The 14,373-nt window shown below is 47.4% G+C and carries 11 protein-coding genes and 2 pseudogenes; all 13 read left to right on the top strand.

The genetic code is table 11. From position 1 onward, the window contains the following. Positions 1-818 (top strand): bacteriophage T4 gp5 trimerization domain-containing protein (locus tag QSK07_RS22535; RefSeq protein WP_502921735.1); only part of this gene is annotated, 818 nt, incomplete at its 5' end. Between the two features lie 2 nt (positions 819-820). Further along, positions 821-1,978: a DUF2169 family type VI secretion system accessory protein gene (locus QSK07_RS22530; RefSeq protein WP_285723285.1), complete on the top strand. Its 1,158-nt coding sequence runs from the start codon at positions 821-823 to the stop codon at positions 1,976-1,978. Beyond that, a complete protein-coding gene (locus tag QSK07_RS22525) occupies positions 1,971-3,269 on the top strand; it encodes a Tle-like phospholipase domain-containing protein (protein ID WP_285723284.1) in 1,299 nt (432 codons plus the stop codon). The genes QSK07_RS22530 and QSK07_RS22525 overlap by 8 nt, the downstream gene beginning before the upstream one ends. Positions 3,270-3,278: 9 nt before the next feature. Then, a complete protein-coding gene (locus QSK07_RS22520; RefSeq protein WP_285723283.1) occupies positions 3,279-4,025 on the top strand; it encodes an ankyrin repeat domain-containing protein in 747 nt (248 codons plus the stop codon). Between the two features lie 709 nt (positions 4,026-4,734). Further along, positions 4,735-5,430 (top strand): ankyrin repeat domain-containing protein, encoded by a 696-nt coding sequence (locus QSK07_RS22515; protein ID WP_285723282.1) that lies wholly within the window; start codon positions 4,735-4,737, stop codon positions 5,428-5,430. A 520-nt stretch (positions 5,431-5,950) separates the two neighbouring features. Then, on the top strand, positions 5,951-9,898 hold the full coding sequence (locus tag QSK07_RS22510; RefSeq protein ID WP_285723281.1) for an RHS repeat-associated core domain-containing protein: 3,948 nt from the start codon (positions 5,951-5,953) through the stop codon (positions 9,896-9,898). 2 nt (positions 9,899-9,900) lie between these two features. Beyond that, the gene (locus tag QSK07_RS22505) at positions 9,901-10,239 is read left to right on the top strand and encodes a hypothetical protein (RefSeq protein ID WP_285723279.1); all 339 of its coding nucleotides are present in this window, start codon (positions 9,901-9,903) and stop codon (positions 10,237-10,239) included. Positions 10,240-10,695: 456 nt separating this feature from the next. Further along, positions 10,696-10,947, top strand: a complete 252-nt coding sequence (locus QSK07_RS22500; protein ID WP_285723278.1) for a YxzC family protein — start codon at positions 10,696-10,698, stop codon at positions 10,945-10,947. 232 nt (positions 10,948-11,179) lie between these two features. After that, positions 11,180-11,899: pseudogene (locus tag QSK07_RS22495) on the top strand (RHS repeat-associated core domain-containing protein); the annotation flags it as partial. Between the two features lie 236 nt (positions 11,900-12,135). After that, complete coding sequence (locus tag QSK07_RS22490) at positions 12,136-12,348, top strand: hypothetical protein (protein WP_285723277.1); 213 nt, start codon at positions 12,136-12,138, stop codon at positions 12,346-12,348. A 235-nt stretch (positions 12,349-12,583) separates the two neighbouring features. Then, a pseudogene (locus QSK07_RS22485) lies at positions 12,584-13,000 on the top strand (RHS repeat-associated core domain-containing protein); the annotation flags it as partial. A gap of 45 nt (positions 13,001-13,045) precedes the next feature. Beyond that, complete coding sequence (locus QSK07_RS22480) at positions 13,046-13,483, top strand: hypothetical protein (RefSeq protein ID WP_285723276.1); 438 nt, start codon at positions 13,046-13,048, stop codon at positions 13,481-13,483. A gap of 528 nt (positions 13,484-14,011) precedes the next feature. Next, the coding region (locus tag QSK07_RS22475) for a contractile injection system protein, VgrG/Pvc8 family (RefSeq protein ID WP_285723275.1) at positions 14,012-14,373 on the top strand (362 nt) is incomplete at its 3' end.

The raw sequence follows: 14,373 nt of genomic DNA, 5'->3' as shown, positions 1-14,373 counted from the left end.
GTCCGCTGATCATCGGCCGCGTGTATAACGAGGCAAGCATGCCTCCGTGGGCGCTGCCGGCGGCGGCGACGCAGATGGGCTTTCTGAGCCGGTCAAAGGATGGCACGGCGGACACCGCGAACGCGCTGAGGTTTGAGGATAAGGCGGGTGAGGAACAGGTCTGGCTGCATGCTGAAAAGAACATGGACACTGAGGTGGAAAACAATGAAACCCACAGTGTTGGCAGCAACCGGATCAAAACCATTGGCGGCAATGAAACCACTGAGGTGAAGAAAAACCGTACTGAGACGGTTGATCAGAATGAAACCATTACCGTTCATCAGAACCGTACTGAAACGGTGGATGGTAATGAAACTATCACCGTGCATAGCAATCGCACCGAAACGGTGGATCAGAATGAGAAAGTGCGGATTGGCCAGAATCAGTCGGTAACGATAAATGGCAATCAGACACTGAAAGTGGATCAGGCGAAAACTGAAACGATTGCTCTGGCGTCAATGCTCAATGTCGGCCTGGCGCAGAACACAAACATCGGAGCCGCCTATGTGCTCAATGTTGGGGCTGGGTGGATGACTAATGTCGGCGCAATGCAGATGCATAATGTCGCTATGAAATATTCGCTCAATGCCGGGCGGGATATCGCTCTTTCTGCCGGAACAAATGCAGAGTTCAGTGCTGAAGACAAAATCACCCTGGTATGTGGCGAATCGATGATTGTGCTTGAACAGAATGGCACCATTACCATCAGCGCGAATAAGATCAAGCTGGTCGGTGAGAAGGTGATTGATATCGATGGCACACAGATAGACATCAACTGATTATGGAAAACTTTGCCAATTTAACTGCCTTTCCGGCGCTGCTGTTTGAGTCGCTTGACCAGCATGATCATGGCTTTAACGTGCTGGTGGCTCGCGTTAGCTACGATCTCGATATCATTACCGGTAAGCTAACCTTGTGTGAAGATCAGGGCGACCTGGTCGAGCAGGATCATTACTACGATGAAGCGGGCACGAGCAGTGTGCGCTTTGAAAGCGACCTTGCGCCTTACAAACCCAGGCTAGATGTGGTGATCAATGGCACTGCGTGGGCACCGGAAGATAAGCCTGTTCGGCATTTCAGTGCCGGCGCTCGTATCGGTGATTTCACCCGTCTGCTGAATGTTTATGGCCCGCGCGAGTGGCGAAAAATGGTCGCCACCTGGCATCTCACTGACGCAAAGCCTGTTACTCATGTTGATTTACGCTATGAATTTGCTCAGGGAGGATTTTATCGACTGGAAAAAGGTGAAGAACTGGCATCATCCGTTAATAGTGTTGGCAGAGGTTGGTTACCGGCTAAAGCTCAGAAAGAGCTAAAGCTGCAGCATATTCCGGCACCCCAGTTTGAACTACTGCCCCATCCTGTTAAGAATATTGAAGATGAAAATCTGCCTGCCGGTTTTGGTTTCTATGGGAGAGGCTGGCATCCTCGCATTACGTTTGCCGGTACCTATGATGAAGCATGGAAACAGCATCGGCATCCGTTTCTGCCTGCTGATTTTCGGTTTGACTACTGGTGTGGAGCGCATCCCTGGATGCAATTCCCTTTACCCAAACCCATGACATATATTCCTGTCACTCTCAAAAACCTGATATCGCATCAGGAAAAGAGCGGACAGCAGATCGATTTTTCTGTGCCGGTTGAAACACTTTTTGCCTTTGTTACAACGCAGCAAGGCGCCGGGTTGACTTATGATTTGCAACTTGACACGCTGGTTATCGATCTACCCACGCGTAAAGTACATTGCAGCTATCGCGTGGTATTTTCTGAACAACTGGAACCTGCAATAACGGAGTTACGCTTTATCGCTATGGATGCGCGAAAAGTAATGATGCAACGTGGGCAGCAACAGCTTACCGACGATAGTCAGACTGACAGTTTTACCCCCCTGCCGCCTTCGCTATTGGCTCTGGTCAATAAGGAGCAACGCCATGGCTGATAACTATGCCGCACGTAAAGACGGCGTTTATAAAGTTGTTGGTTTAGCGCCGGATCTCTGTTTCACCCCCGGCATTCAGCCACCGGTACCTTATCCGGTAACGGCCACACTGGCGCCTTCTAAAAGCACTGTCGATAGCGTGAAATTTAATGGTCATCCCGCGTTTGTTTATAAAACAAGCTATATCCCCACCACTATTGGTGATGCAGCAGGACGCAATAAAGGTGTAGTGAGTGGTACTGTTGAGGGTGACTGCTGGTCAATAGAGCACAGCCCGGACACCTACATTGGCGGTTATCCCTTGAACCGTGTGCAGGATCTTTTTGCCATGAATGGCAAAGCGCTTGGTGGCCGCGGCGGAAATCTGACAAAGAAAGAGACGTGGGAAAGACGTAAGGCATTGATAGAAAAGGGAAAGAGCAGTAAGGACCCTAAAGTGGTGCAGGCGGCCTTGCGGCTTGAGCAGAATAATACCGGCATGGAAAAGGCGAGGTTAGCGGACTATGTTTATGAGCCCCGCGATCCCACCAGACCTATGCCTGAAATACCTGAAGGCTGGAAAGATATCAGTGACGACCCTGAGGCATTGGCAAAATATAACCTTACGCCAAGAGCATTAAAAATCGCCAAAGAACCGGGTTTCCGTGCAAGGGTATATGAGCCCGACGAAACTGTTTTTGGAAAAAATATGTCTGCATCCGTCGTATTCAGAGGGACGCGAATGACGGAAACCGCTGACTGGAAAAACAATGTTCAGCAGGGCATAGGTGTAAGCTCAAATTATTACAAGCAGGCTGTTTCAATAGGCACATCGGTTCGACGCTCCTCAGCGCAAATTGATATGACAGGACATTCTCTGGGAGGGGGAATGGCCTCATCAGCTTCGCGGGCAAGCGGAAAAACGGGCTGGACATTCAATTCTGCAGGATTGAATTCATCAACCGTTAAAAAGTATAGCGGCGAAGCACCTGTCTCTGAAGCGGAAGAAAATATCTCTGCCTATCGTGTCAAAGGCGAAATTCTTACTATGATACAGGAGCCCGGATTCTGGGCAGGGGCTGCAGTGATAGGTGGGCTAGGGCTCACTGGACTGAAAACTCTGGGACCATGGGGTGCAGTTGCATCTAGTGCATTGGGAGTGGCGTTGGTAATGTCTCCTTCTGCCGTTGGCAAGAAGCACCCTATGGATGGTGGAGAGGGAAGTGCAATTGATATGCATGGGATGGACCAGGTAAAACACTGTATTGAACTGGAGAAAGATAATGACGAGAAGTTGTTATCTTCAATTTAAGGAGAAAAAATGGTTAAGTCACTTATAAAAAAAGTAGCCCGCTATGGTGGTCTAATATTCTTAATTTCAGTTTCAGGATGTAATGCAATGAGTAAATATCCTCCAGAAAAATTTTTCCATGGTACACAATTGAGTCTTGCCCAGGCTATCGCCAGTGAGAATATCGCGGAGGTCAGGAAGCTAACCCCTGATACCTCTCTTAATAAGCCAGGTGAGCAGGACATGACATTGCTCTATTTTGCTTTACAGCAAGCAAAAAATAGAAAAAGCCAGCAATTAGAAATCATCAGTCAGCTCGTCAAAGCCGGTGCCAATCCTCTTCAGGATGTGCCTGATATGGGCAGTGTCGCTGAAGTAGTCGCCGCATCGCCGCACCCGGAGTTTATGGCTGCGTTAATTGATGGTGGCATGGACGTGAATGTTAAAGTCCAGGGGCAACCCTTGCTGCATGATGCCGCTTCAGACGATACCTTAAAAACTCTGGCTCTGATGGTAAATCGCGGTGCAAATGTTAATGCAACAGACTCGTTGGGAAAATCAACCGTAATGGCTGCGCTGGATGGAATGCAGTTAGATACTGTCGAGTGGTTACTGAATCACGGAGCCAATCCTAATGCGGTTGAAAAAAATACCGGGTGGTCATTTATGCGTCAACTTGATGATGTGATCAAACGCAATAACGGTGAGAAAGGTTCTACACAGGATAAGTTAATGGAAATTCATAAGCTTGCTAAAGAAAAAGGTGGACGTGCTTAATTTCGATTCTTGCTGATAACGTCATGGATATTTTGGTCAATTAAGAGACAAGGATGTCACACTGATTTTATAAAAAAAACGTTATTGTTATTTATATCAGCAGGCCATGCCTTTTAAAAGAATAAATCAGTTGTAACTGAGGGTAAGGCCATTTATTTTGTTGATTGGAGATGAGTATTATAAAGTTATTCCATTGGTCAGAAGAGTAAACTGACATAAGCGACGCTATAGGCAATATAAGAGAATATGTTTTTTTCTGTTAGATAAAAAATTGGATTAGCTTAAAAAGAAGCGCATAGAAATGCTTTTCTGCTTTATTGAATTTAGGTTGTGAAAGCAGATGCATAAATTAAGAAATGATTTTTATATTTAGTGCGGGTTCTGAACGAAATTAAAAACTTTGCAATATTTTGTTGGTAACGTGATGCTCTAACTAATTGGTTTTCCTTCAGTAAGGATGTGCTTATCAGGTGGGTTGCCGGAAATTTAGTTGGATAGTTTTATGTTATTGATAGGGCATGATGCCGCCCACGCGTTAGAAATTAAAATGGCCAGATGTTAACGCTATTCTAATCAGAATTATTAAGTGTCAGGGTGATTAGTTTATTTACAGTGTCGGTCAGGTGATGGGTTTTCTGGAGTTGGAAAAGAACAGTAATATACCAGCAATTCCCGGAGGTAGACTTTGGTTTTCATCAGGAAAGGATTATTGCTGTTAATATTTTCTTTGTTAACCTTACAGACTTGTGATATTAAGAAAATCCATCCGGAAGAATATTTCTCAGGCAGTCAGTTACAACTCGCGCAGGCAATTGGAGAGGGCAACGTTGATGAGGTGGAAAAATTATCAACGCAAACCGATCTTAATAAGCCTGGCGAGAAGGATTTAACGCTTTTGTATTATGCTCTGAGTGAGGCATCAAAAAAGGAAGTTAACAGAATCAATATATTGAGTGTTTTAGTAAAACATGGCGCTAATCCTCTTCAATACGTTGTCGACATGGGATCTGTGGCAACTAATACAGCAGGATACGCAGACCCTGTGTTTTTTAAAGCCTTAATTAAAGGCGGGATGGATAAAAATGCGAGATTTGAAAGCACACCGATAATATTTTATACAACCAATGAGCGGGCTTTTCCAACTTTAAAATATCTTGTAGAGATTGGCACTGATGTCAATGCAAAAGATAGCTTAGGTCAAACGGCAATTTTTCAAGGTCTGTATGGTCAACAATATGATCAGGTTGAATACCTTCTCAATCATGGCGCAGATGCAAATATTACTGATGTTAATAATGTAACTTTTAATCAGTTTTTGGATAAAATTCTCAGTAATACCGATAAAGATAATAAAATGGCAATCGATAAGCTGGAAGATATAAAAAAATTAATCGACAAAAATTAACAGGTATTTGGGTCAAATTTAAAATCAGCTTCTGATGGATGCCTGAACGTGCGATTAATTCAGACTGATGAGCCTGGCATGGTTATAATAAGTGACAGGTTCAGATTGCATAACGGCCTGCTTAAATCGCTCTGCTCGTGATTTAACAGGCGCTAAGAAGTGCTGGCTGGCGTGTCAGTTGCATAGTGATAAACCCTGATTTATTCACTTTCTGGCATGATAGCGAGATGGTGCGGTACTCGTATCAATCCTCGCATCTGAATAATGTGGGCATTATGATGATTGCTCTGGGATTTTAATCATTACATGCCTGCACGTTACGATCTCACTCATTGGATTTGTATAAAAACCCTTTTGACAATATCTGGCTGCTTTATCTTTTTTCTCGCCGCAATGAATAAATCCTTAAGCGGAACCTGGTGAAACTATTTACCTGAACTGCATCGCATGCCTTATCTGAATAAGCACGCTTAATATAAAAAATCCTTCTTTAACCTGTATATTTTCGCACGGAGCTCCAATGGCAACCGGAAATACGATTGGTAAATTACAATATGCGCCTGCACCACAAGGCCATGTGGCGGCGGGCAGTGCCAACCCGCCGAAAAAGAAAAGCTGGTGGAGCAGTTATGGCGACTGGGTGCATACCGGTCTGGACGTGTTAGGCGCAGTTCCAATTGTCGGCACGGTGGCTGACGGCGCGAACGCGGCAATTTACACCGCAGAAGGCGATTATGGTAACGCAGCACTTTCAGCTGCATCGGCGGCGGCTAACTTTATACCCGGTGGTGGGGCAGCATTTAAAGCCGGTAAGCTGGCAGCAAAGGCTGGTAAAGCAGTAGAAGCCGCGAAAGTGGGCAAGGGTATTGCAAAAGAAGGTGCTGAACTGGCAGAAAAAGCAGCCGTCAAAGCTGAAACAACCGCCGCTAAAGCTGAAGCTAAAGCCGCTAAAAAAGAAGCTGATGAAGTTATCAGTGCTAAGAAAGCGGGCAGCGAAAAGGGAGGCAGTGACAAAGGACATGCGCAGAAAAAGACTGAGCCGTGCAAAATTCCGGCAAGGCCTCTGCCGCAGGTCGATATAGCGATTGGTAGTCCGGTTAACCCTGTACTGGGTATCAAACTGCTGTTCGGCCCTGAAGATAATGATTTCTCTTTTCAAGCCTCGGTCCCCCTTAACTGGCAACGCTACTATTTTTCCGATGAAATCGGCAATGGCTGGCTGGGACAGGGCTGGTCACTGCCCATCTCACAGGAAGTGCGTAAGAAAAATCATCTGCTGATATTGATCGATGAGCAGGGGCGCGAAATAGAGTTTCCTTATCCTGATGAAGGACGCAGGCCACAACTTCATCGTTACGAACAACTCTATATCTCGCAGCCACAGGCAGAGGAATTCTGCATTTCAGACGCAGATGAAAGTCAGCACTGGCACTTTACACATAAAGCTGAATCTGACCGCTGGCTGCTATCCGCCATCAGCGACCGTCACGGCAACCGCCTTATTATTCGTTACAACATCCTGCATCTGCCGGTGCAGATTGAAGACAGCGCCGGGCGTCGTTTTAATATCAACTTCTCTCAGTTTGAATCGGACACAGGGAGTGCTTTTTTCCGTATCACCAGCGTCAGCGTCTGTTATCCGTCTGATCCTCTGAATGCCGAAATTCTGTGCCGCTACGATTATTCACCTCAGGGTGACCTGATTACCGTACGTAATGAGATCAACGAGGTGCTGCGTGAATTTCGTTACCGTAACCACATTATGGTGGCGCATCGCCGCGCGGGCGAAATGGAGTGTTTTTATCACTATGACACCTATGCTCCTGAAGGAAAGGTACTGGCACATCGCGACAGCCTCGGCGGGGAATGGCGTTTTGAATATGGCAGTCAGACTACAACGGTCACTGATGCACTGGGACGCGTGACACACTATGAATTTGACGACAATAAGGAACTGATTGGCTATCAGGATGCGATGGAAGGGCATATTCGTATCAGACGTAATGCCCGCGGTCAGATGACACAACTCACCGACCAGAGCGGCCGAATTACACGCTACCGCTATGATGAACGCGGCAACTGTACGGCCATCATTGAGCCAGATGGTCAGACTACACGTTTTGATTATCACGAACGCTGGAACACGCCGGTTCGTGTGACCAACATGCTAGGCGGAACACGTGAATTTATCTACGACACAGCAGGAAACTTGATCCGTTTTTCTGATGAGATAGGACGCATTACAGAATACAACCATGATGACCGTGGCAATCTGGTCAGGGTACGTGATGCTGCGGCGGGCATACAAACGTTATGCTGGAACCAGGCCAACTTTCTTATCAGTCATACCGATTGCTCAGGTCGCACATCGACCTTTGACTATGACAAATATGGCTGGATGAAGCAGCAGACGGATGCGGCAGGAAATCATACCCGGTTCTATAACCGATGGAATGGCCTGCCCCAGCGGATTGTGCATGCCGATGGTGGAACGGAAAGCTTTGAGTTTGACCGCTGGAAACGTCTGGTTGCCTGGCAGGATCCTCTGGGGCAGGTTACGCGCTGGACGCTGGCTGCTGATGGCTTGCCGCTATCACGCACTGATGCACTCGGCCACAGCATTGGCTACGAATACGATCTGGCCCGTCGCCTGACCGCTCTGATTAATGAGAACGGTGCGCGATATACCTTTCACTACGATGCCCGGGATAACCGCGTGGAGGAGCGCGGGTTTGATGGTTGTAAAACGCGTTATGAATATGATGACAGTGGATGGCTGCTGGCTCGTATTGAAGAAGGCGATGGCAGCGGGCAGGTAATCCACTCGCACTATCAACGGGATCCCGCCGGACGATTGCTGGAAAAGCTGGTGTCGCGCGGTGGAGATGCCACATGGCAACGTACCCGCTATCGTTACGATGCACTGGGACGCCTCACTGCAGGTGTCAACCATGGCGGACGCTCTGAACTCGAATGGGATGATGCCGGACAGTTGCTTGCTGAACGGACGCTGGTTCGGGGGCACCGTTATGAACTGCGCCACAGCTATGACGAGTTGGGTAACCGGACGCACACTATCTTACCGGATGGGCGTGAACTGAAGCAGTTTTACTATGGCAGCGGGCATCGGGTGCAGGTCAACTTTGGTAACCGTATTATCAGTGAAAGCGAACGTGACGTTATGCACCGTGAAGTGCATCGCACCCAGGGCGCAATCAGCAGCGAGTATTTGCACGACGAGATGGGCCGGCTGATAAGCCAGCGGGCGGGCCGCGGCGCGCAGTCAGCGGTGGCACGCGAGTATGTCTGGCGGCACGATGGACAGCTGACGCAGATGACGGATAAATACACTGGCGATTATCGCTACGAATATGACGCGCTGGGACGCATGACGCGGGCGCGTGATGAGTATTTTGCCTTTGATCCGGCGCACAATCTGCTGAGTGAGGCTCAGACGCAGCCCTTACAGGATAACCGGCTCAGGGTTTATGAAGATAAACGCTGGACTTATGACTGCTTCGGTAATGTGACGCGCAAACAGACTGGCCGCCATACAGACCAGCAGTTTATCTGGAACGCTGAACATCAGCTGACTGAATCGGTGAGCGCCCAGAACGGGACCGAGCAGCGAACCACCTACGGCTATGATGCGTTTGGCCGCCGAAGCTGGAAACGCGATGCTTCTGGTATCACGCGCTTTATCTGGGAAGGCAATCGCCTGCTGAGTGAGGTGAGAGGCTCGCGCCAGCACCTCTGGATTTACGAGGATGATAGCTTTGCTCCCCTGGCGCAGATCAGTCTGCAACAGGGTGAGACGGAGCATGACGCTCAGGTTAACTGGTATCACAACGATGTGTCTGGTCTGCCACGAGAGCTGACCGGTGCTGATGGCAGTGTGGTCTGGCGTGCCGTCTATCGTGCCTGGGGTAATACGCTGCGCACAGAGCAGGCCGCAGTGGAGAATACAGAGCCGGTTTATCAGCCACTGCGCTATCAGGGTCAGTATTTCGATGCGGAAACAGGTTTGCACTATAACCGCTTTCGCTATTATGATCCGGATGCGGGCAGGTTTGTGAGCCAGGATCCGATAGGGCTTGCTGGTGGGGTTAACCTTTATCAGTATGCGCCGAATCCGCTGAGTTGGGTGGATCCGTTAGGATTATCAGCAGCTCATCGAGGGCGAATTCAGGCACAAGGCTCCTCTCTTGAGGAGTCTGTTTCATGGAGCCAGGAACATCCCCTTACTGCAGAGGAAGCTAAAAAAATGATGACTGAGTTGAAAGGTAAACTAAATAAACGTGATTTAGTACTCAGAAAAGATGCATTTCGAAAGGCAGAGAAATTTATAACTACTGCCAGTAAATGCGGAGGTGCTGATGCTCCTGTGAGTAAAACATTTATGGTGAAAGACACTAAGCACGAACGTGTAGATATTGAGATTATTTCTGGAAAAGCATTTTTGGAGTAAATATGTTTGATAGTTATCTTGATGATGAGAATGTGTATATAGCGTTAGAGTCTTTTTTAAAAGATTTTTTTTTGAGTTTTATAAAATCTGAAAAACCTGTTGATTGCCCATATTACAACACTACTTTTTCAAATGGGAAGCCGTTTATGGATGGCAATCCAATATTTTCAGCGCGAAAAAAAAGTAATGGCGCTATTATAAAAGTTGTTTTAGATGAAGATGCTGATTCATTAAGCGAGTTTGAACAAGAGGTGGAGGGTGTTCAAATTCATGTCATAGTTGCTAATATTTCTTTTTTGGATTCTATTAAAGAGAAAATTGTTAGCTGGTATGGAAGTTAACTATTGAATTCAGGGCCGCGTATGATCGCTGCCAGAGGGAGATGAATTTGTCTGATCGGATATTTGCAAAGCTTGCAATGGTGGGTGAAAAATCCTGCACCGACGTCTTGTCGATAAGGCATCTGATAACAGTAATTCCGCGGTTCTAGCCTTTGGTGAGCAGTGATATTTCAATGATTTATTCATTGATAAATATAATTAAATCTTTAAGCAGGAATAATTATATTATTTTTATCCTGTTATTAAAAGAGTATAAAACTATCTCGAAACCTAAGTGAGATGAAAGGCACCGGGTTAGTCAGAAAATGGGATCCTTCTACAGGTAATAAACATACATGGTTTGAAACGGAAGACCATGCTAAAAATATAAGAAGTGTGGCTCCAAAGCCTGTTACTCATGATAGGAATCATCATATATTTGATATTTATGATAATTATAAAGGAAATAGGTGATTTTTGGATATCAAAATTCAACGCGTTGATATTATTGATAAAATATCAGATATGTTGGCAGGTAATGCGAAGAGAGATGATGTGTTTGAATGGGCATTTAATATTTTTGATAATGACTCATTAAGATTAGAAGATCCCGTTATTTTAAAATACTTGAAATTGCTAGGAGCTGTGGATTTACCTTCTTCAGATTGGGGTTTTTTATATACGGATGATGATCTTCGCCGCTGGATAAACGAAATTGAGAATGAATGATAAAACGGAAGCGATCTTAACGATCCTTCTATCTTTTTAACTTTAGCTGTCTGCCGTCAGAATCAGTCACCCCTATTCAACCTTCATGGTTTCCTTTTGACCGACCTCAAATCTCATCTCAGTCAGCTACTTCCCGATAATATGTCCCGTTTCTTCTGAACGTAGCGGGCCACTTCCTCATGCAACGAGGCCATGCTGCGATCGTTAAGGATCAGCAGCATCGTGACACAAGGATAATCGACTCAGGGTTTATGAAGATAAACGCTGGACCTGTGACGGCTTTGGTAATGTGACGCGTAAACAGAGCGGCCGCCACACAGATCAGCAGTTTATCTGGAACGCTGAACATCAGCTGACCGAATCGGTGAGCATTCGAAACGGAAGCGAGCAGCGAACCGCCTATGGCTATGATGCGTTTGGACGTCGAAGCTGGAAACGCGATGCTTCTGGTATCACGCGCTTTATCTGGGAAGGCAATCACCTGCTGAGTGAGGTAAGAGGCTCGCGCCAGCACATCTGGATTTACGAGGATGACAGCTTTGCTCCCCTGGCACAGATCAGTCTGCAGCAGGGCGAAACGGAGCATGACGCTCAGGTTAACTGGTATCACAACGACGTGTCTGGTCTGCCACGCGAGCTGACCGGTGCTGATGGCAGTGTGGTCTGGCGTGCCGTCCATCGTGCCTGGGGTAATACGCTGCGCACAGAGCAGGCTGCTGCGGAGAATACAGAGCCGGTTTATCAGCCACTGCGCTATCAGGGCCAGTATTTCGATGCGGAAACAGGTTTGCACTATAACCGCTTTCGCAATTATGATCCGGATGCGGGCAGGTTTGTGAGCCAGGATCCGATAGGGCTTGCTGGTGGGGTTAACCTTTATCAGTATGCGCCGAATCCGTTGAGTTGGATTGATCCATTAAGGCTGAATCGGTCGAAATGTAAACCTTCGTCGCCGGGCTCAATGCAAAAAGAAGTTGAGCGTGGGCAAGCTCCGCGAGAAATAGAGCGAGTCGACAGAGGCTACATTCCTGGTCAGGAGGCACATGTCCATTACTCGGACGGAACTTCTTCTAATATAATTGGCGGTGTCCATGATGCCCACTGAGGGATACCAAATCCAACAAAGAAAGCGCGTAAGTGGCTGATTAGTCATGGATGGACACCACCCGAATAAAGATAATGTGTATTATGAAAATTTACGGATATGAGAATGAAGATAGCGATTTAGTTTCTCTTGAGGAGATGTCGTTGCAAGTAACTATCGAAGAGCTAAGGGAATTATCTAATTTTATCATCAACACGATTAATATTATGGAAGAAAGTGGGGAAAATTTTGAACATGAACACTTCTCTGATTTTATAAAATCAAAAAAGTCTCCAGATATTATTATTACTAAATAACAAAAAGTCGGAAGCGCTCTTAACGCTCATTCCGGATTTTTATCTTTAGCAGCCCAGTGTCAGAATCAGTCAGCCCTGTTCAACCTTCACCGTTGCCTTCTGACCGACCTCAAATCTCATCTCAGTCAGCGACTTCCCGGTAATATGTCCCGTTTCTTCTGAACGTAGCGGGCCACTTCCTCATGCAACGAGGCCATGCTGCGATCGTTGAGGATCAGCAGCATCGTGACACCAGGATAACCGACTCAGGGTTTATGAAGATAAACGCTGGACCTGTGACGGCTTTGGTAATGTGACGCGCAAACTGAGCGGCCGCCACACAGACCAGCAGTTTATCTGGAACGCTGAACATCAGCTGACCGAATCGCTGAGCATCCGAAACGGAAGCGAGCAGCGAACCACCTACGGCTATGATGCGTTTGGACGTCGAAGCTGGAAACGCGATGCTTCTGGTATCACGCGCTTTATCTGGGAAGGCAATCGCCTGCTGAGTGAGGTGAGAGGCTCGCGCCAGCACCTCTGGATTTACGAGGATGACAGCTTTGCTCCCCTGGCGCAGATCAGTCTGCAACAGGGCGAGACGGAGCATGACGCTCAGGTTAACTGGTATCATAACGACGTGTCTGGTCTGCCACGGGAGCTGACCGGTGCTACGTTTCTGGCGGGCAATTAATTTTTAAAAGGGATGACAACGGTCATGGAAATCGTAGCATTTTTATTTTTCCTTTTAGTAACTGTATATTTTATCTGGAGCAGTAAGATTTCTTATGGGAGAAAAACGCTGGCTGACATAGGGAAGGGTTTTATCGGGATTTTTATCGCCATTATCGCTATCGGGTTCGTCCTTAAAGGACTGGCAGCGATAATCCCGGGTTTTACCAGGGACGCCGCAGGGGATTTAATGGAAGCGTTAGGTGCCTCATTATTTTTTATATGGGGTATGAGGTTTATACTTGTTGGATTGTGCAATATGTTTGGCTCTATTATGAATTTTCACAAGAAATATAATACTGATAATTACAGGAGGTTTTTACCGATTACCAATAAGCTGGCGCCAGGGCTGTTCATTTTTTCAAAGGTCATTCTTTCTCTTGGATCTATAGTGATTTATTACGGTATCTGGCTGGCGAATTAAATTAAAAAAGGAAGCTGTCTGTTAATATTGATACGGATTATGCTTTCCCTTACGCCGCGTTTCTTTAAAGAAGCATCGAACAGCGCTTCCTGAAATGCCTCTATACTCCGGCCAGAGAAGAAATGCTGTATCACTGGGTTGTGCTGCCAAAAGCCCCGGGCCAGCGGAACTGAAGCCGGTTGCCTTCCCTGACATCGGTTTAATCTATAGCAGACGCTACTTAACCAGGAATGACTCACCCTGTCTGGGAGTCTGGGCCGCGTATGGAGGCTGCCAGTGTGAGAAAAATGCGTCTGACTGGCTGTTTAAAAAACCTGCCATGTTGGGCGAAAAAGTCCTGCACCGCCACGGGCGTTAAAACGGGATGGTGCGCTGCCTGTGTAGCGGGTTGCAAACGGTGGGTTAAAGCAGCAGCGCGACATGTAGTACCTGCAGACCGCGGGTAGCCGCTGGTGCACATTGATACGCCGGATGACAGCGCTATGACGCACTGGTACCTAATCTCTAATATAAGTACGGAAACTAATTATGTTCTCACGCATTACTGCACAGCTGCCGGCGGACGGCCTGCTGTTCCATACGCTCACGGGCAGCGAGACGCTGTCCCGTCCGTTTGTGCTCACCGCCGAACTGCTGGCCACCGATGCGCGTATCGACCGCCACGCCCTGCTGGGCAAGCCGGTGACCTTTACGCTGCCGACCGATGGCCTGATGAGCGCGCTGAGTCCGCGCTACCTTAACGGCAAAATCACCCGGGTAGCGGTGCGCAGCCAGGAGCTGAGCGGCACGCGCTACGCGGTCTACCAGCTGACGGTGGAGCCGGACCTGTGGCCGATGCGGCGCGACCGCAACCTGCGCATCTTCCAGAGCCAGACGGTGCCGCAGATTGT

It is taken from the genome of Pantoea sp. QMID4 (assembly GCF_030270445.1).
Lineage (GTDB): Bacteria > Pseudomonadota > Gammaproteobacteria > Enterobacterales > Enterobacteriaceae > Pantoea > Pantoea vagans.
This window is presented reverse-complemented; position numbering and strand designations above follow the sequence as displayed.

Coding starts and splice junctions, on each gene's coding strand:
- QSK07_RS22530 (WP_285723285.1), top strand. CDS start 821: ATGGAAAACTTTGCCAATTTAACTGCCTTTCCGGCGCTGCTGTTTGAG.
- QSK07_RS22525 (WP_285723284.1), top strand. CDS start 1,971: ATGGCTGATAACTATGCCGCACGTAAAGACGGCGTTTATAAAGTTGTT.
- QSK07_RS22520 (WP_285723283.1), top strand. CDS start 3,279: ATGGTTAAGTCACTTATAAAAAAAGTAGCCCGCTATGGTGGTCTAATA.
- QSK07_RS22510 (WP_285723281.1), top strand. CDS start 5,951: ATGGCAACCGGAAATACGATTGGTAAATTACAATATGCGCCTGCACCA.
- QSK07_RS22505 (WP_285723279.1), top strand. CDS start 9,901: ATGTTTGATAGTTATCTTGATGATGAGAATGTGTATATAGCGTTAGAG.
- QSK07_RS22490 (WP_285723277.1), top strand. CDS start 12,136: ATGAAAATTTACGGATATGAGAATGAAGATAGCGATTTAGTTTCTCTT.
- QSK07_RS22480 (WP_285723276.1), top strand. CDS start 13,046: ATGGAAATCGTAGCATTTTTATTTTTCCTTTTAGTAACTGTATATTTT.